This is a genomic window from Paenibacillus sp. FSL H7-0326, assembly GCF_001955535.1.
GTDB lineage: Bacteria > Bacillota > Bacilli > Paenibacillales > Paenibacillaceae > Paenibacillus > Paenibacillus shunpengii.
This window is the reverse complement of the sequence record NZ_MPVN01000001.1, coordinates 268,891-284,633: the sequence shown is the minus strand read 5'-3', so window position 1 is coordinate 284,633 and position 15,743 is coordinate 268,891. Positions and strand designations below refer to the sequence as shown.

General features: G+C 45.3%; 21 protein-coding genes. 16 read left to right on the top strand and 5 right to left on the bottom strand.

Annotated features, from left to right (window positions below; translation table 11 throughout):
• Positions 1–163 precede the first annotated feature (163 nt).
• The 4 genes from BK126_RS01255 to BK126_RS01240 all read left to right on the top strand — a co-directional run bounded on the left by BK126_RS01255 (position 164) and on the right by BK126_RS01240 (position 2,976).
• The gene (locus BK126_RS01255) at positions 164–1,195 is read left to right on the top strand and encodes an NADH:flavin oxidoreductase/NADH oxidase (protein ID WP_076310928.1); all 1,032 of its coding nucleotides are present in this window, start codon (positions 164–166) and stop codon (positions 1,193–1,195) included.
• 120 nt (positions 1,196–1,315) lie between these two features.
• Positions 1,316–1,756: a MarR family winged helix-turn-helix transcriptional regulator gene (locus BK126_RS01250; RefSeq protein WP_076310927.1), complete on the top strand. Its 441-nt coding sequence runs from the start codon at positions 1,316–1,318 to the stop codon at positions 1,754–1,756.
• Positions 1,757–1,888: 132 nt separating this feature from the next.
• Positions 1,889–2,443: a hypothetical protein gene (locus tag BK126_RS01245; protein ID WP_076310926.1), complete on the top strand. Its 555-nt coding sequence runs from the start codon at positions 1,889–1,891 to the stop codon at positions 2,441–2,443.
• A 110-nt stretch (positions 2,444–2,553) separates the two neighbouring features.
• On the top strand, positions 2,554–2,976 hold the full coding sequence (locus tag BK126_RS01240; RefSeq protein ID WP_076310925.1) for a hypothetical protein: 423 nt from the start codon (positions 2,554–2,556) through the stop codon (positions 2,974–2,976).
• Between the two features lie 144 nt (positions 2,977–3,120).
• On the opposite strand, the gene BK126_RS01235 is transcribed toward BK126_RS01240, so the two are convergent.
• From BK126_RS01235 to BK126_RS01220, 4 genes are all read right to left on the bottom strand, one after another.
• Positions 3,121–3,522, bottom strand: coding sequence for a secondary thiamine-phosphate synthase enzyme YjbQ (locus BK126_RS01235; protein ID WP_076310924.1), 402 nt, complete (start codon positions 3,520–3,522; stop codon positions 3,121–3,123).
• Positions 3,523–3,622: 100 nt separating this feature from the next.
• Positions 3,623–3,946, bottom strand: a complete 324-nt coding sequence (locus tag BK126_RS01230; protein ID WP_076310923.1) for an AzlD domain-containing protein — start codon at positions 3,944–3,946, stop codon at positions 3,623–3,625.
• The gene (locus BK126_RS01225; protein ID WP_076310922.1) at positions 3,943–4,671 is read right to left on the bottom strand and encodes an AzlC family ABC transporter permease; all 729 of its coding nucleotides are present in this window, start codon (positions 4,669–4,671) and stop codon (positions 3,943–3,945) included. Before BK126_RS01225 ends, BK126_RS01230 begins: the two co-directional genes overlap by 4 nt.
• Complete coding sequence (locus tag BK126_RS01220; protein WP_076310921.1) at positions 4,655–5,503, bottom strand: TrmB family transcriptional regulator; 849 nt, start codon at positions 5,501–5,503, stop codon at positions 4,655–4,657. Before BK126_RS01220 ends, BK126_RS01225 begins: the two co-directional genes overlap by 17 nt.
• Before the next feature lie 192 nt (positions 5,504–5,695).
• On the opposite strand from BK126_RS01220, the gene BK126_RS01215 reads away from it, so the two are divergent.
• The 3 genes from BK126_RS01215 to BK126_RS01205 all read left to right on the top strand — a co-directional run bounded on the left by BK126_RS01215 (position 5,696) and on the right by BK126_RS01205 (position 9,053).
• Positions 5,696–6,286, top strand: a complete 591-nt coding sequence (locus BK126_RS01215) for an MSMEG_1061 family FMN-dependent PPOX-type flavoprotein (protein ID WP_076310920.1) — start codon at positions 5,696–5,698, stop codon at positions 6,284–6,286.
• A gap of 75 nt (positions 6,287–6,361) precedes the next feature.
• Entirely contained in the window at positions 6,362–7,078 is a 717-nt protein-coding gene (locus BK126_RS01210) for a 3-ketoacyl-ACP reductase (protein ID WP_076310919.1), read from the top strand.
• Between the two features lie 169 nt (positions 7,079–7,247).
• The gene (locus BK126_RS01205; protein ID WP_076312488.1) at positions 7,248–9,053 is read left to right on the top strand and encodes an ABC transporter substrate-binding protein; all 1,806 of its coding nucleotides are present in this window, start codon (positions 7,248–7,250) and stop codon (positions 9,051–9,053) included.
• 116 nt (positions 9,054–9,169) lie between these two features.
• On the opposite strand, the gene BK126_RS01200 is transcribed toward BK126_RS01205, so the two are convergent.
• Positions 9,170–9,358: a hypothetical protein gene (locus BK126_RS01200; RefSeq protein ID WP_076310918.1), complete on the bottom strand. Its 189-nt coding sequence runs from the start codon at positions 9,356–9,358 to the stop codon at positions 9,170–9,172.
• Between the two features lie 268 nt (positions 9,359–9,626).
• Here BK126_RS01200 and BK126_RS01195 point away from each other — a divergent pair, with 268 nt between their 5' ends.
• From BK126_RS01195 to BK126_RS01155, 9 genes are all read left to right on the top strand, one after another.
• Entirely contained in the window at positions 9,627–10,271 is a 645-nt protein-coding gene (locus BK126_RS01195; protein WP_076310917.1) for a hypothetical protein, read from the top strand.
• A gap of 34 nt (positions 10,272–10,305) precedes the next feature.
• Positions 10,306–10,848 (top strand): MauE/DoxX family redox-associated membrane protein, encoded by a 543-nt coding sequence (locus tag BK126_RS01190; protein ID WP_076310916.1) that lies wholly within the window; start codon positions 10,306–10,308, stop codon positions 10,846–10,848.
• A complete protein-coding gene (locus BK126_RS01185) occupies positions 10,845–11,384 on the top strand; it encodes a TlpA family protein disulfide reductase (protein ID WP_076310915.1) in 540 nt (179 codons plus the stop codon). Before BK126_RS01190 ends, BK126_RS01185 begins: the two co-directional genes overlap by 4 nt.
• 11 nt (positions 11,385–11,395) lie before the next feature.
• A complete protein-coding gene (locus BK126_RS01180) occupies positions 11,396–11,872 on the top strand; it encodes a hypothetical protein (protein ID WP_076310914.1) in 477 nt (158 codons plus the stop codon).
• Between the two features lie 77 nt (positions 11,873–11,949).
• The gene (locus tag BK126_RS01175) at positions 11,950–12,390 is read left to right on the top strand and encodes a hypothetical protein (RefSeq protein WP_083655673.1); all 441 of its coding nucleotides are present in this window, start codon (positions 11,950–11,952) and stop codon (positions 12,388–12,390) included.
• Positions 12,391–12,623: 233 nt separating this feature from the next.
• Entirely contained in the window at positions 12,624–13,124 is a 501-nt protein-coding gene (locus tag BK126_RS01170) for a DinB family protein (protein WP_076310913.1), read from the top strand.
• A 103-nt stretch (positions 13,125–13,227) separates the two neighbouring features.
• Positions 13,228–13,656 carry a hypothetical protein gene (locus BK126_RS01165; RefSeq protein ID WP_076310912.1) on the top strand — a complete coding sequence of 143 codons (429 nt, stop codon included), beginning with the start codon at positions 13,228–13,230 and terminating at the stop codon, positions 13,654–13,656.
• Positions 13,657–13,786: 130 nt separating this feature from the next.
• Positions 13,787–15,025 carry an aminotransferase class I/II-fold pyridoxal phosphate-dependent enzyme gene (locus BK126_RS01160; RefSeq protein WP_076310911.1) on the top strand — a complete coding sequence of 413 codons (1,239 nt, stop codon included), beginning with the start codon at positions 13,787–13,789 and terminating at the stop codon, positions 15,023–15,025.
• Positions 15,026–15,224: 199 nt separating this feature from the next.
• Positions 15,225–15,683 carry a tripartite tricarboxylate transporter TctB family protein gene (locus BK126_RS01155; RefSeq protein ID WP_076310910.1) on the top strand — a complete coding sequence of 153 codons (459 nt, stop codon included), beginning with the start codon at positions 15,225–15,227 and terminating at the stop codon, positions 15,681–15,683.
• Positions 15,684–15,743: the final 60 nt, after the last annotated feature.

The window sequence follows — 15,743 nt, the reverse complement described above, 5'->3', positions numbered from 1 at the left end:
GTGCTGAGAGGGACTTCAAATATCTCAATGATCGCAGCACATATCATTGACACAGCAATTGGAATCGGTTAACATACATGCATGTGCATGCATCACTTTTATTTAACTGATGAAGCTTTTTAGCTTAGTTAAAACCTCGATATTAAAAGGAGAGATACGTTACATGATTGATATGTTCAGCGAGTATAAACTTAAAGGTCTTGAGCTTAAGAATAGGATTGTTCTGCCTCCGATGTGTCAATATTCGGTTGCCAAAAAAGATGGCGTAGCGAATGATTGGCATCATACGCATTATGTCAGTCGTGCCATTGGAGGTACCGGACTAATCATCGTTGAGATGACAGATGTAGAACCCGACGGAAGAATTAGTGATTATGATCTCGGCCTGTGGTCAGACGAACAGGTTGCTCCATTGGCACGTATTGTAGAAGATGCGCACAAATATGGTGCAAAAGTGGGTATTCAGATCGCCCATGCCGGTCGTAAAGCGGAGGATGCAGAGGTACCAGTTGCTCCTTCACCTATTGCTTTTGATGAACAATCCAAGACTCCGCGTGAACTTTCTACTGAGGAAGTGAAGGGAATGGTGGAAAAATTCAGACTTGCTGTTCGCCGTGCCGTACAGGCCGGTGTGGATGTTATCGAACTTCACGGTGCACACGGCTACCTGATCCATCAATTCCACTCTCCGCTCACGAACAGAAGAACGGATGAATATGGTCAGGACCTAACGAAATTCGGCGTGGAGATTATTCGTGCTGCGAAGAGTGAAATGCCGGAGGATATGCCGCTCATTATGCGGATCTCCGCTAAAGAATATGTGAAGGGCGGATATGGCATCAAGGAAAGCCTTGAATTTAGCAAGGCCTACAAAGAAGCAGGCGTTGACATGTTCCATGTTAGCTCTGGAGGAGAAGGCCCTATAGGTGCGGATGGACGACCAGGCACTCATACAGCTTATCAGGTGCCGCTTGCCAGAGAAATCAAGCAGGGCTTGAATGTTCCGGTCATTGCTGTAGGGAGACTGGATGAGCCGGCATTAGCCAATTCCGTTATCGGCAATGAGGATGCTGATCTGGTCGCTGTAGGCAGAGGGATGCTTAAGAATCCGTACTGGCCTTTAACTGCTGCAGAGTCTCTGCGCAAGCAGACGGATGTACCAAGACAATACGCAGGCGGATTCCGCTTAAGCTAATCTCTCTGCTACTTCAGGATGAATCGAACTTCTGTAATCTGAAGTTGTTTGTTATAATGAGATGATGAGTAGTAGGATTATTGTTAGAGATTCATCTTATGAAGCTGAGGGGAATTACTTATGGACATGAATCAAGAGCATGACCTTATAACGAGCTGGTTATCACTGACTCACATCCAAATGAATATAGAGAATTTGCTTGATCAGTCACTGCAGGCTAAACATGATCTGTCATTAAATGAATTTTATATGTTGTACTTCTTATCTCAAGCCCCGCTAAAAAGACTGAAGCTGCAGCAGCTGGAGTCGATGGTAGGACTTAGCCAGAGTGCCATGTCTAGATTTGTGGCCCGCTTTGAGGCCAAAGGATGCGGTGCACTGAGAAGATCAGCATGTGAAGAAGACCGGAGAAGTGTGTATACTTCACTTACAGATATCGGCCAGGAGAAAGTGAACCAAGCATTTCATACCTTTAATGAAGTATTAATCAAGGCTTTACCAGATACGGATCTAAAAGGGCTGCTCGAATCTCTGCTTCGTGTTAAGCAGGATAACCAATAATGAAGTACGAATGCAAGCCAAGAAGGCAGCTTACTTACCTTCCTGGCTTGTTTTTTTGCGGGCAGAACGCAACATTTACATAAACCAAGCGTTCAAATAAATGAAATGTTTTAAAGAGAAGGGGCCATATATATGCTCAAGAATAGGAAAGCAAGGCGGGGTATTGGATTTCTAGCAGCAGGAATAATCCTCCTGTCAGCTGTATTTATGTTTAATCATGTACAGAAGGATCCTGTTATTTATGGGAATGATGAAGCTTCCATCATTGAAGCCATTAAGTCAACTAAAGGGTTAGAGTCCAGTGAAATCAAGATCGTTGACATAGCTGATTTTGATAATAATCGAATCGTGGGATTTTATTTTGATAACAAGCCTGGGTACGTACAGTTTACCAAAAATGAGGAAGGGAATTACGGTCAGGTTGTGATGCAGACAGGAGGTAATCCTAATATCCAAGCCTTTCTCATTAGAAGTTTACCAAAAGAGGATCATCCACCGAAGTTCATGATTATGACGAGCGAACAGAATCAGGCTGCGAAGCTTGCGCTTCGTGTGAATAATGAAGTCATTCCTCAGGAGATTCAGACCGGTCAACAATCCGCGCTCTGGATTGACTTGGCTGAAGCAGATAAGTACAGCTACTCCTTCCAATATTATAATGAGAAGGGTGAGCCCATCTCACCGTAGTAGATGTGAATTAGACAACGAAGTATGCTCGGGCTGTTACCGTAAAAGTACTGAATTATGATCTGCTGACATAGGATATGTTAACGATTCTTGTCAGGAGGTAGTGAAAAATGGCTCAGTTCATCGATTCAAGAACTTCTCAAAATGCGAGCACATCCAACTCGATTGCTATACCGATTCTAGTCATTGGAACGCCGCAGCTGTTCGGGCAAATTGGCTTACAGACAGCAGGTGTCGGCACAAACCCGCGTGTAGTATTCAGTGGAACCATTGCATTGCAGCTTCCGCTGGCGCTAGCTGGTATTACAATAACGGTAGTCAGAGGTACTCTAGCAAACGATCCTGTCGTTTATTCAGCTACTTCAACCTTTGATTTAAGCTTGCTTGCACCGCAAATTATTAATTTCACAGCTACGGATTTCAATCCGCCGATTCAGCCACAGCTTACTTATTCTGCGTTTGTCGCTGCCAACTTGCTTGGGACCATTCGGGTAGGTCCGGAAACGTTCAATGGACAGCTGTACTCGGATTAATAACATTAGAAGTAGGGCTGAGTAATTCAGGGCAGATGATTTACAGCGTAATGAATGCCTTTGTAGATGGATTAGTTTATTCAAAAGAGCAGCAAAAACCGGCTTGGAATGTCAAATTCCTAAGCCGGTTTTGATGTTTCTAGGTCAGCCTTCCATGATCTTCACATAGTATTCTCGATCTCGGGGACCGTCAAATTCACAGAAGTAAATACCCTGCCAGCGGCCGAGCACCAGTCTTCCATTTTGGACAATTACCGTTTGGGACGTTCCCGTCGTGATTGCCTTCAAGTGAGAAGCCGTATTTCCTTCGGCATGCAAGTATTTGGGATGATTCCACGGATATACTTCATCAAGCCTTAGCAGCACATCGTGCTTGACATCGGGATCGGCATTTTCATTAATGGTGATCCCGGCAGTAGTATGAGGACAATAAATAATCGCAATCCCTTCGGTTATACCACTCTTCGCCACAGCAGCCCTCACTTCATCCGTAACATCCCGCATCTCATCTCTACTGAATGTTTTCAGTGCCAATTTTTGCAGCATCGAATCCCTCCAACCATCAATATTCTACTCCTTCATATTGTACCCTTGTCTCATATGAGTGCAACAAGTGCACTATGGAGGACGCAATCGGGTTAATCACTTAGAAAAATAGCCTAAGGACGGCCATGCATACAACACCGACAATCACCGTTGCAGACAAGCTTTTGGTCCATACCGCAACTACAAGCGTAGGAACAAGAGCAATGACGGTGCTCCAATCCATCGCAATCTGATCATTAGTCTCTGTTATCATACTCTCAATAACGAGGGCAGACAAAATACAGATTGGAATATACGAGAGCCACTTGAGTACAACATCTGGCATACGGACGCTTCGAACAAAAATGAAAGGTATAATCCGGGGCAGCAGAGTAACAAGCGCACAGCCCACGAACAGCCAAATCATCGTCATGCTTGTATTCATCGCTCAGTCACCACCCCGATTGTTGCTACAATGATGGTGGAGAGTAATACGGCTACATGCGAAGGTACGAGATAAGAGAGTACGATCATGCAGATAACCATATATAGAACGAGGGATAGCCGATGCTTCAGCTTGGATTTCTCGGTACTATGGAGCTGAAGGACAAGCAGGGCTGCAAACATGGCAACAAGAGCGAAGTCTAGTCCCAATGCTTCCGGATTCGCGATCCACTGGCCTGATATTCCTCCAAAGGTGCAGGCTGCAATCCAGCATATATAAGCTGTCAGATTAAGACCATTCATCCATTTTCCTGATAGAGAGCCCTGTTCTGCAATACGATTTGCGGCTACCCCGAACGTTTCGTCAGTTAGGAGTGCGCCGAAGCCAATATTTTTGGAGATCGAATATTTTGTCAGATAAGGTGCGATCGTCAGGCTCAGTAGAAAATGTCTTAGATTGACAATAAAAGTAGTGAAAATAATGGCTGAAGCCGGCGTGTTTACAACGAGCAGTGCACAAATGATGAACTGAGCGGAACCCGCATAGACGAGAATAGAGATAAGCGCGATCTCTAATATACTTAGCCCCGATGATACGCCTACAATTCCGAAGGCAAAGCCAATACTCATATAACCCAGCAGGGTAGGCACACAATCTTTAATGCCTTGCAGAAATGAATTTTGATCTCTAGACATAGGGATATTGCTTCTAGCTTGAGTGTTCATTTTTCAAATCCTCCGTTTGATTTCCTGCCCATTTACCTGTTACAACATGATACAAATCCTTGTGTCCTCTCCATAATGCTTCTACCTTATCGGAACCGACCTCCTTGACGAGCTCTGAGAACATCATGTCGTGGCGTATGTATTCCATGGCAACCAGGACGAGAGCAGGATCTTCTGTTTTGATAGCCCAAGCTGTTGATTCCGGTGAGAAATTAGCAATTAGCACTTCTTTATTATCTCTGGCAATAATGGTCAGTCTGCCTCCCATGCGTTCTTCTGCCACCTGCGGAGACATGTAATTGTGGTGAGTTGTGAACCCGAGCCTCATCTGATCGGGACCAAATACAATCGCATAAATGGGGAGCTTCTGCTCCTGTCTGATCAGTGCTTCGTCCTGTATATATGAAAATTCGTTCTCCCAAATGGAGAACCACAGTTCATCTTCTGCCTGCTTGATCATCGAGTTCATCTCGGCAATGACATGTGTATCACTGTGAATACGATGAATGACATCTACCTCGCGTTCTCCTTCCAGAGCAGTGAGCTTCGTTTCGAGATAGTGAAAGGATTGCTCAAACTCGCTGCGAGTTCGATGGATGAGTTCTCTCGCCGGCAGAGGAGCGTAGGTTACGGGATCACTGGGTACCGTGTGAACAGCCCCCTTATCCAGCAGCTTCCCAAGTACTTCATAGATCATAGATCTCGGTACACCGGTACGTTTGCTGATTTCGTAGCCTGTAATTGGTGAGTGCTTCAATAGGCCGATATAAGCCTTGCATTCATAGGCGGAGAAGCCTAATTTTTGAAGTGATCGATAGATTTCTTCTTCCACGAGGTCAGTTGTCTCCTTTGATGTAATAGTAGTTAGTGTACCAATCACTATAGGAAAGGTCTGGAGCCTTGTCAATGTTTTTTCATATTCTTACTGCTGCACTTGAAAATGGTTTGAAGTGAGTCTGTCGTCGAGCCTATAATAATGGGAAGCAAAACAACATTACATACGAAGGAAGCGAGAGGGGACGTTATGAACAACGAACCGATATGGATGAAGGATCAAATTACCTCTGCAGAACAGCTGAGAGAAAGCATAGATAAGCCTCATGAAGCGATTGTGATGAAATCGATCAGTGTAATTGATGAAACGATTCGGGATTATGTGTCCAAATCCTCGATCTTTTTTCTGGCTACTTCGAGCTTGGAGCGTAAAGCAGATGTTTCCCCTCGTGGAGATGAACCGGGCTTTGTGAAGATATTGGACGAGAAGCATCTCGCCTTCCCAGATCGTCCGGGTAATCGGAGAGCGGACTCACTTCAAAACATCATTGAGAATCCCCAGGTTGGCATGATTTTCGTTATTCCTGGATCTAACGATGTGCTTCGAATTAATGGACGAGCGGTCATTACGAGAAATGAGGAGTTCATTGCATCCCAAGGCTGGGACGGTAAAATGACGGGACTTGCCGTTGTAGTTGAGGTTGAGGAGTGCTTCGTGCATTGCCCTCGGGCTTTTAAGCAGGGAGGTCTCTGGAGCCAGGATCAATGGATTCCGAAGGAAGAGCACCCGAACACAAGCGAAATGTTCAAGGCGCATCTAGCTATCAACGGCTGGAAATGAGGGATGGGATAAAGTTATAATGAAGTAGACTGTCAATTACATAAATTCTAGATACAGATAAAGGAGAGGATCTACATGCAGGATCTAAGAGGTAAAACCGCGCTCATTACGGGAGCTGGCAGAGGAATTGGACGCACAACCGCCATTTATTTTGCCAAGGAAGGCATTCATGTTGGACTGATTGGAAGAAGTATCGAGAACCTTGAGAAGGTAGCGGCTGAGCTGACTGAATATGGAGTTCGTGTATCACTGGCAAGCGCCGATGTGGCTGATCTTGCATCTGTCAATCAAGCGGTGGAACACATTACGAGTGAGCTGGGACCTATTGATATTCTGATTAACAACGCCGGTATCGGCAAATTTGGCGGATTCCTTGCGCTTGAGCCAGAGGAGTGGGAGCATATTATCAAAGTAAACGTGCTTGGCGTTTATTATGTTACCAGAGCGGTATTACCACAAATGATCGAACGCAAGAGCGGTGACATCATTAATATATCCTCTACCGCAGGGCAGAAGGGGTCTCCAGTATCCAGCGCTTATAGCGCATCGAAGGCGGCAGTACTCGCGATGACAGAATCTCTAATGCTGGAAGCGAGAAAACACAATATTCGTGTGAGCGCCCTAACACCTAGCACAGTTGCGACCGATATGGCGGTAGAACTGAATCTGACAGACGGCAACCCGGAAAAAGTAATGCAGCCGGAAGATCTTGCTGAGTATATGCTGGCACAGCTGAAGCTGAATTCACGTATCTTCATTAAATCAGCCGGCATGTGGTCAACTAACCCATAAGGTTGTAGAGAGCAGCTCTATATTAATCACATGCAAGCGACAAGCAAAACCATTCGTAATTTTCATTGCGGATGGTTTTTTGCTGTAAAAAAATAATTCCTAAGCTTCATCCGAGGGAGTACAATGTATGGATAGGAAACGCTCTGACCGAAGGAGGGGCTGAGTGATCATGCTGAATGAGCAATATCTGTTACTAAACGAGAAGCTGCACACCAGGGGGGCAGACGATATCCCGATTGAGGTTACGGTTGAGCGTATCGCTGAGATCCTGTTCTGCACGACGAGAAATGCGAAATTGGTTATACGAAAAATGACTGAACAAGGCTTGATTAACTTCGTATCAGGCAGAGGCAGGGGGAATCGTTCAAGGCTTACATTCCTTGTTGATCGCGAAGACATGCTGCTAACGATGGCCAGAGAGCTGGCAGAGAGAGGACAATTCAAGCCTGCTTTCGAGCTGCTCCATACTCATGGTAAACCGAATTCGATAGATCAGTTCTCTTTATGGCTGGATGGGTATTTTGGACTTGAAAAAGAACATAAAACGGGTAGTGAAACAAAGGATGTACTAAGAATCCCGATCTATTCGCGCATCCATACCATGGACCCTGCAGATTGCTTCTGCAGTCTGTCCGCACATATGATACAACAGCTCTTTGACCGGCTAGTGATCTACGATATCAATACAGAGCGGTTTATCCCAGCCCTGGCACACCACTGGGAATCCAGTGAAGATGCTACGGAGTGGACGTTTCATCTTAGAAAGGGTGTCTTGTTTCATAATGGAGCAAAGTTAACCGCTGAAGATGTCCGTTTTACGTTAGAACGCCTAGCCTCAGATCGAAGAAACAGCTGGATTCTCCGGTCTCTGAAGCAGATCGAGGTTCCGTCTTCTCATACTATTCGCTTTGTATTACATCGTCCGAATTGGATCTTTCTCCGATTCGTAACCGCAGTGTGTATGTCGATTCTTCCAAAGGATTATGCAGGACTCTCTGAAGAGGAGTATTGGAAGCATCCGATTGGAACAGGACCTTTTCAGTTTGCAGAATGGACGGAAGACTGCTTCACGATGAACGCTCATCCTTATTACTACCAAGGCCGGCCTTACCTGGACAGCGTCATTGTTGCTACGTTGCCGGCGGAGGCTGGATTGATAGGGGGCTCGTCTAAGAAATGGAGCTGTCTGAACAGTGTCACTGCTGTGAATGGCATGGACATCAGTACGGATACTCCACATTCGCAGTCGCTTGATAATATCGCTTCTGAGCATTACTGTACCGGACTTCTTTCCTGGAATATGACAAAGGAGGGGTATCATCAGAAAGCTAAGTTCCGTCATGCGGTTAATCTGTATTTGGACAGAGCAAGAATGATAGAGGAGTTAGGAGAACATCCTTCCCACCCGGCACATTCCTTTCTTGCAGACAACCGCTATGCAAGGCGAGCTCATGCTGTGGATGAACAGCAAGCCAGACAGTTATTGAAGGAATCGGGGTACGATGGATCAACGATCGTAATCGGGAGCTATGGACTGCACGTGCGTGAAGCAGAATGGATTAAGGGCATCCTTGCTGAATTGAACATTGAGGCGGTGGTCGTTGCCAAGAGCATGACTAATATTCTGTCGGATCATTTAGTAGAAGAGCTGGACTGTATTATTCATTCCGTCGTGCTTCCGGGTGAAGAGGTGTGTTTGATCGAAAATTATGAGCAGCAAGGCAGCTATGTTAAGGAATTGCTTGACCCCGGTATAACGGATTGGGTACATGAGCGGATTGATCAAGCGCTGGCTTGCAGAGGGGCCGATGAACGAATGGCGATCCTCGAAGAGGTGGAGGAATATTTGAGAAGAGAAGCGCATGTTCTGTTTCTCAATCATTCAAGCTTTCAAATTCAATCCGATGCCTCCTTTAAAGGCGTAGCTATTAATTCACTAGGATGGATTGATTTCAAGGAGATTTGGAAAGCTTAATCAAGCGAAGCGCATGAATGGTGAAAATGCTAAGAAAAAGAGCAGGCTGCTAGATAGCAGACCTGCTCTTTTTGATCCAAATACGTCCCATCGTTCTTTATTCAAGCGGATGATGCTTATCGTGACCGGCGTTTCCGAAAGAAACCATAAAACAGGCTTAAATTAAAAAAATGAAAAGGTGAACTATGAAGCATTCTTCTCTTTGCTCTGCTGCTTGAATAAGCTCTTATAATCCCAACACGATCCTGATGTTCCCAAATCTGCAGCTGATATTCATGCAGCTTGTGCTGTGTATAATCATTCATAATAAAGACCTCCTTCTTGATGTCTTTATTATGAGGCTGTGCTTCGCTGCTAAAAAGTGTAAACCTTACAGCAGAGACTTCACCTTTTAACCGTCCAGCATATTAGGGAAGCAGGGCTTCGGTGCTGAAGCTTCCTGCTCCGCTCGCGATCTGAGTCATGCTCGGCGCATGCACTGCATTCTTGAATTAAGATATAAATTACGTTAATGATTCATATGCTGAAATAGATGGGGCGTAAAGAGCATTCGAAGGGAGGAGAGAACTCCTATTGCTGCTAATAATTCTGTTCCTGTTTGCCATCGGTTCGGCGATTGCAAGTGTAGATACAACTTGTGGGCTTAATGTGCTGGGGAGCCTTGAGCATACGAAGGGGAGCAAGATTAAGTATGCATTCATCTACATTATTTCTTGCACAGCAGGCGGTTCGGCGACCGGATTGATCATCAGCGGGCTGAATGTGGTTATCAGCCTCACCACGCTCTCTGCCTATTATGTGCCTATTCTCATTACATGGTTTATTATCGTGCTGCTTCTGGAGATGTTTAATAAGTCGGCGATTTTGCCTTCAGGTAATTTTATCGTGCCTTCATCCTGGATCAGTAAGGCGGATTACCGTACCGCTGCCTTGTGGGGAAATATACTGGGGCTTGGCTTCATTACATTGCAATCGGGCGTCCTGTTTCATACGTATGTCTTTGTCTCATTATTCATATCTCCGTGGTGGGCAAGTATTGCAGCCGGCTGCAGTTTCGGATGTATAAGAGGGATCGTTTACAGTATTCCGAAGGTCCGTTCGTGGGTGTATCGACTGCTTGAAAAAAGAGCGGGCCATTATACACTCCTCACGGCTATAAGGCTGACGCTGTCTTACTTGCTTATATTAGGTTCTATAGCGGTACTGTTAATTTCTTAACTTATCGAAGACAATGCGGAATGGGGTGGAGGGTATGTACGAATTTCTTGCTGTCCTTTTGGCCTTTCCGTTACTCATGTCGGCAGCAAGCTTCATTTGGGGAAAAGCACTAGGCGATCCGAGTAATTTTCCAGCTCATCCTATCCTCTATAACATACTTATTAGTGTGCAAATTTTGGCTGTACTTATTGTCTTCATTTACCAAGCCCCCCTCAGCTTCATCCTTCTTTCATTGCTGTATCTGTCCCAAGCTGTAGGGGTTCTGATCATTATGCGTAAAAAAGGCAAGGTAGAATGTGGCTGCCTGGGTCCACAGGTGAACTCCAAATTGAGCTATAAGCTTGTTCTACTGAATCTGTCGTTTGCCTTAGCTGCCCTTATAATCTGTTATTTGACTTATTCAATCTACGATCCCGTTATTATGCTTGAAGGGGCAGTCATCTATGTGATTCTTATCCTTCTCGCTTTATTCATTGCTGTAGGTGTGCCTGATGCACTATATGCCATAGCAGCTTACCGATCTGCTGCCCGTCTTAACCGGCAAGTCGTAGTCAAGCAGAGAGGAGGCAGAAGTTGAGTACTTTATTTTGGCTGTCGTATATTATGCTCTGGCTGCTCGTCGTTCCGCTCGTTATTCTGAATTTGGTGCTGTTCAGGCAGCTCGGAATCATGATTATGGGAACGGCCCGAGGAGTGAATCAGTCCGGAATTCCAATAGGACATAAGCTCCCTCAAGCTGCAGCCTTCCGGTTAGAAGGGGAGGAATGGTCGACGGCCGAGTTGCTCGGTGCCCCTTCCTTAATGCTGTTTGGTTCTCCGACCTGCAGAGAATGTGCAGAGATTATGCCCGATTTTAAACGTATTGCGGAAATAAATGAGGTAAAGCCCATTCTCTTGTTGTTTTCAACGGCTGAGCTTGCTGCTGAGTATGTAAGAAAGATTAATTACACAGATGAAGTAATGCTGGTAAATCCGGACTTGGCCAATCAACTGGATGTTCAGGTTACACCGTTCGCCTATGCGATCGACCGTAATGGGATCATCAAGCATAAAGGACTGGTTAACAGCCGAGACCAGCTGGAGCTGTACATTAGGGCTTCAAGAGCTTCATGAAGAGGTGAAGTATGTGGCGTAATCCTAAAAATAAAGATGAACAGATACAGGACTACATCAGCAGACAAGTTAGAGAATGGAATCATGCTCATGGGCTGAAAAAGGCCTTGAATAAAGCAGCAGGTGCGATTGCGGCAGCACTAGCCCGGCTGTTCATTCGAGATCGAAATACAGCTCAAATTTCTTATCTCTCAGGGGGCTGTTTTCCCCCACATGGTCAGCTGTGCCGTGAGTGTGGTTCAGACGGTGCCTGTCCTTCCACTTATGCGACATGCACAACATACAACGCACTTATGGGCTGCAGGGGCTTGTGTCCGCATCCTTCGGGGTGGTGGTACACCAGTGACCCTGTAGGGTTCAGGAGCAAATGCACGGATTGTGTGTCCCAGCACGTCAAGCCTTATACGCCAGGGAATTGGTGTTATCAAGGTGCCCGGATTCAAGGTGAATATGTGATCTGTGGATGTCAATCGACTTTATTATATTGACATCTTCTGGTGGTCAAACACTTATACATGGGCATTTGCATATACTGTCTATCAAGATGAGAATAGGGAGGAACGTCATGTCTACTCAGCGTGAACGTCAATTGATGTTTCAGTGTGAACATGAGATCGCGGATTATCTGAAGCAGTATCGGCACTATGTAAAGGAATCGTGTGAGCAATTCATGAACTATGACGTCAGCATACAAACATTGGACGGGGAAACGTTTGAAGGTACGATTGTAAATGTAGACCCGCATCATGTATATATCAGACTTCATGAACAGCGGGGGTTCGGCGGCCCTGGGTTTGGCCCTGGATTTGGACATGGAGGACCCGGACATGGAGGACCTGGCCCGGGCTGGGGACCTGGTGGCGGTCATGGACCTGGTCACGGCGGACCGGGATTTGGACACGGACCGGGTCCAGGGTATGGCCCAGGTTTCGGCCCCGGACCTAACCCTAACGTAATACTGCCGCTCACATTGTTTAATTTACTTACACTCAGTTTATTGATGTAATTCCTACCCGTAAGCTGGTAAATAAAACTGCGGAATCTCCGCAGTTTTATTTATTTTATTCATGCTTTGGATAGACAAACCGTTAAATTTAACGGTTATAAACTAGTACTAGTCTATAAGTGTATAATTTGAGATTTATACAATTTATATAATTGAGAACATATGTGCTTACAAACGGCGAATAATTTGATATGATTGCAAAGAGTTCTACTATTTTACAGGAGGTTGTTATAATGAAGCTGTGGTTTAAGCATAATTGGCTGCTGAGAGATCAGTGGTATGAATGGTGCCAGGAAGTTCCATATGAGGAGCTGGTGAAAGAGCGGACCGGCGGAGTCGGCAGCATCATGCGAACACTCTTTCATATAATTGACGTGGAGTGGAGCTGGATCCAAATGATGCAAGGAAAACCTCATGATGAGGAAAATTTCGACGAATACAATACAGTGGACAAGATTCAGGAGCTCGATCGACGTTACCGTCTCGACATCAAAGACTTTATCGAGAATTGGAACGATAATTTAGAGACAACTCCTTTTTATTTTCACGAGCCAACGGGTCAAGTGCACGTCGATGCATGGGGAGAAATTATGCGGCATACCATTGCACACCAGATCCATCATCTAGGACAAATATCAGTGTGGGCAAGGGAGATGGGTAAGGCTCCTCTATCTGCAAACGTAATAGGAAGAGGACTCATTCAGCCTCAGTCCGTTCAGACTAAAGATGTCTAGCACGCAGTGATATATTTAGATACTTGCCTCCTATTAATTACCTATACCATATCTGCCATTTTACATACTATATAGTATCTTAATAGGATAGGAGGTAAGGTCTATGGCTGAGTTTGTAGACGCCAGAACCTCACAGAATGCCAGCTTTGCCAACTCGATTGCGATTCCAATTCTGCTTATTAGTACACCGCAATTATTTGGTCAAATCGGCCTTCAAACCGCAGGGGTTGGTACAAACCCTCGTGTTGTATTACAAGGAACCATATCTTTGCAGCTTCCGCTTGCCCTCGTAGGGATTACCATTACGATTGTCAGAGGTACGGCTCCAACAGATCCTCTCGTGTATTCAGCGACCTCAACATTTGATTTGAGTGTGCTTGCTCCTCAGGTTATTGCGTTTAATGCAGCAGATTTTAATCCACCGGTAACACCGCAATTAACCTATACCGCTTTTGTTACATCTAACCTGCTAGGAGCTGTTCGCGTAGGTCCGGAGAGCTTCAGCGGTACTCTGGTATCTGATAATGTGTAACCTAGTTTAGTTTACCATTAGAATTTTTTGTAATAAATGGTGCAAACGACTCTGCTGGCTCCCGGGCCGGCAGGGTTTTTATCATTTATCCTGCCTGCTATAATGGATAAAAAAAGAGTAGGTGCTTGCATTGACATTTGAACGAACTAAGCGATCTTGGCGGGCAGAGAAATTATCTCATTTAGGCTCGTCTATCTTTTCAGAAGTTGCAGAATGGAAAGAAGAAGCACGCTCTGCTGGACAAGAGATTATTGATCTGGGCATTGGAAGTCCTGACCGCGGACCTACGGCTCATATTCGAGATGTATTAAGTGAAGCCGTGCTTGAAGAGAGCAATTACGCTTACCCTGGCACTTCCGGTACTCTGTCCTTTCGTCAGCAGGCAGCTGCATGGATGAAGCATCGATTTGAGGTGGATGTCAATCCGAATACAGAGGTTCTCGCACTTATGGGCTCTCAGGACGGGCTGGCACACCTCGCTCAGGCTATATGTAATCCTGGAGATTTGGCCATTGTTCCGGATCCCGGATATCCGATCTATTCCGGTTCTCTTGCCATTGCGGGAGTGAAGCCCTGGTATCTTCCACTGAAGGAAGAGAACGATTTTCTTCCTGATTTAGATAGTGTTCCTGATCAAGTCTGGGAGGAAGCTGTATTCATACTGCTTAACATTCCAGGAAATCCGATTGCGGTGACGGCGGATACAGCATTTTATAAGAAATTGATTCGAATTGCAGCACAGTGGAACGTGCTCATTGTACATGATTTGGCTTATTCGGAGATGGCATTTGATGATTACCGTCCAATGAGCATTCTAGAACTACCCGGAGCTAAAGATATCGCTGTTGAATTTCATTCCTTCTCGAAGAGCTTTAACATGGCCGGATGCAGGATTGGCTTCCTAACCGGGAATTCGGAAGTCATATCTGCCCTTCGTGACCTGAAGAGCAACATTGATTACGGAGTATTTGAACCGATTCAGGTGGCTGCAATTGCCGCACTGGAAGAGGCGATGAATAAGGGAAAAGGTGACCGGGGAGTCGCGCCCTTGTATGAAGCCCGCCGAAATGCTTTTGTCGAGGCACTATCAGTCGAAGGCTGGAATGTTCCTAAGCCTAAGGCGACAATGTTCATATGGGCCCCGCTCCCAGCATGCTTTAAAGTGCCACAGGGTGATGCAGAAGTATGGAGCTCACGGAGGTTCGCTCGTGAATTGCTGCTGGCGACAGGGGTTGTGGTCATACCTGGGGAGGCCTTCGGAACCGAAGGAGAAGGGTATGTCCGGATTGCTCTTGTACAAGAACAGGAAATACTCATGGAAGCAGCGAGGCGGATGGGCAAGTTTATCCATGAATACGAAATGATATGATTTTGGAAAAGAATCTCTAATAATAGAGGTTCTTTTATTATTTAAAATGGAATTATGAAGTGGAACTGGAAATCATTGTGGTTGACAATAGAGGGGTGAAAAAGTAATATCTTCCTAAATACATACTTAAACTATCGGAATTATTAAGTAATGATGGTTATCACTCGTATATATTTTCATAGAAGTGAGGAGGATCTTGATGAAGGTTAGCGCAGCTGATCGGATTGCCGGAATCGTTGCTGTCTTAATCGGCTTACTGTCGTTATCAGAAGCATGGAAGCTATATGCCTACCGAATTGCATTATTTAATGGAGATCATGTATTTCCGTTTATCGTTGGACTTGGATTGGTGTTATTCGGAATGATGCTGAGCATTAGGGGGGATCGGATATCCCAGGGTACAACGAATGACAGATCTGAAGTTAAAGTATCTCACCTTATATATGTCATTCCTGTCGTCCTGCTCCTATATGTAGCACTTATCGATTGGTCAGGTTATCTAATCGCAACCTTTATCGCTTCCATTATTTTGTTCCATCTTATCGGAAAATTTCGCTGGTATTGGTCTATCGGCGGATCTCTAATCTTAACAGCGGCTCTTTACTTCATATTTGTAGAGTGGCTGAACACACCTCTGCCTAGCGGCAGTTGGTTGTAGCAGGAGGTGCTCACGTGTTAGATTCATTGATTTCCTTAGGCAGCGGCTTCGCGAGTGCTA

Bases quoted from the DNA above. Each gene is read 5' to 3' on its own strand.
- BK126_RS01180 (WP_076310914.1), top strand. From the start codon at position 11,396: ATGTGGCGTAATCCTAAAAATAAAGATGAACAGATACAGGACTACATC.
- BK126_RS01175 (WP_083655673.1), top strand. From the start codon at position 11,950: ATGTCTACTCAGCGTGAACGTCAATTGATGTTTCAGTGTGAACATGAG.
- BK126_RS01215 (WP_076310920.1), top strand. From the start codon at position 5,696: ATGAACAACGAACCGATATGGATGAAGGATCAAATTACCTCTGCAGAA.
- BK126_RS01200 (WP_076310918.1), bottom strand. From the start codon at position 9,358: ATGAATGATTATACACAGCACAAGCTGCATGAATATCAGCTGCAGATT.
- BK126_RS01210 (WP_076310919.1), top strand. From the start codon at position 6,362: ATGCAGGATCTAAGAGGTAAAACCGCGCTCATTACGGGAGCTGGCAGA.
- BK126_RS01235 (WP_076310924.1), bottom strand. From the start codon at position 3,522: ATGCTGCAAAAATTGGCACTGAAAACATTCAGTAGAGATGAGATGCGG.
- BK126_RS01165 (WP_076310912.1), top strand. From the start codon at position 13,228: ATGGCTGAGTTTGTAGACGCCAGAACCTCACAGAATGCCAGCTTTGCC.
- BK126_RS01245 (WP_076310926.1), top strand. From the start codon at position 1,889: ATGCTCAAGAATAGGAAAGCAAGGCGGGGTATTGGATTTCTAGCAGCA.
- BK126_RS01205 (WP_076312488.1), top strand. From the start codon at position 7,248: ATGCTGAATGAGCAATATCTGTTACTAAACGAGAAGCTGCACACCAGG.
- BK126_RS01230 (WP_076310923.1), bottom strand. From the start codon at position 3,946: ATGAATACAAGCATGACGATGATTTGGCTGTTCGTGGGCTGTGCGCTT.
- BK126_RS01170 (WP_076310913.1), top strand. From the start codon at position 12,624: ATGAAGCTGTGGTTTAAGCATAATTGGCTGCTGAGAGATCAGTGGTAT.
- BK126_RS01155 (WP_076310910.1), top strand. From the start codon at position 15,225: ATGAAGGTTAGCGCAGCTGATCGGATTGCCGGAATCGTTGCTGTCTTA.
- BK126_RS01190 (WP_076310916.1), top strand. From the start codon at position 10,306: ATGTACGAATTTCTTGCTGTCCTTTTGGCCTTTCCGTTACTCATGTCG.
- BK126_RS01250 (WP_076310927.1), top strand. From the start codon at position 1,316: ATGGACATGAATCAAGAGCATGACCTTATAACGAGCTGGTTATCACTG.
- BK126_RS01240 (WP_076310925.1), top strand. From the start codon at position 2,554: ATGGCTCAGTTCATCGATTCAAGAACTTCTCAAAATGCGAGCACATCC.
- BK126_RS01255 (WP_076310928.1), top strand. From the start codon at position 164: ATGATTGATATGTTCAGCGAGTATAAACTTAAAGGTCTTGAGCTTAAG.
- BK126_RS01225 (WP_076310922.1), bottom strand. From the start codon at position 4,671: ATGAACACTCAAGCTAGAAGCAATATCCCTATGTCTAGAGATCAAAAT.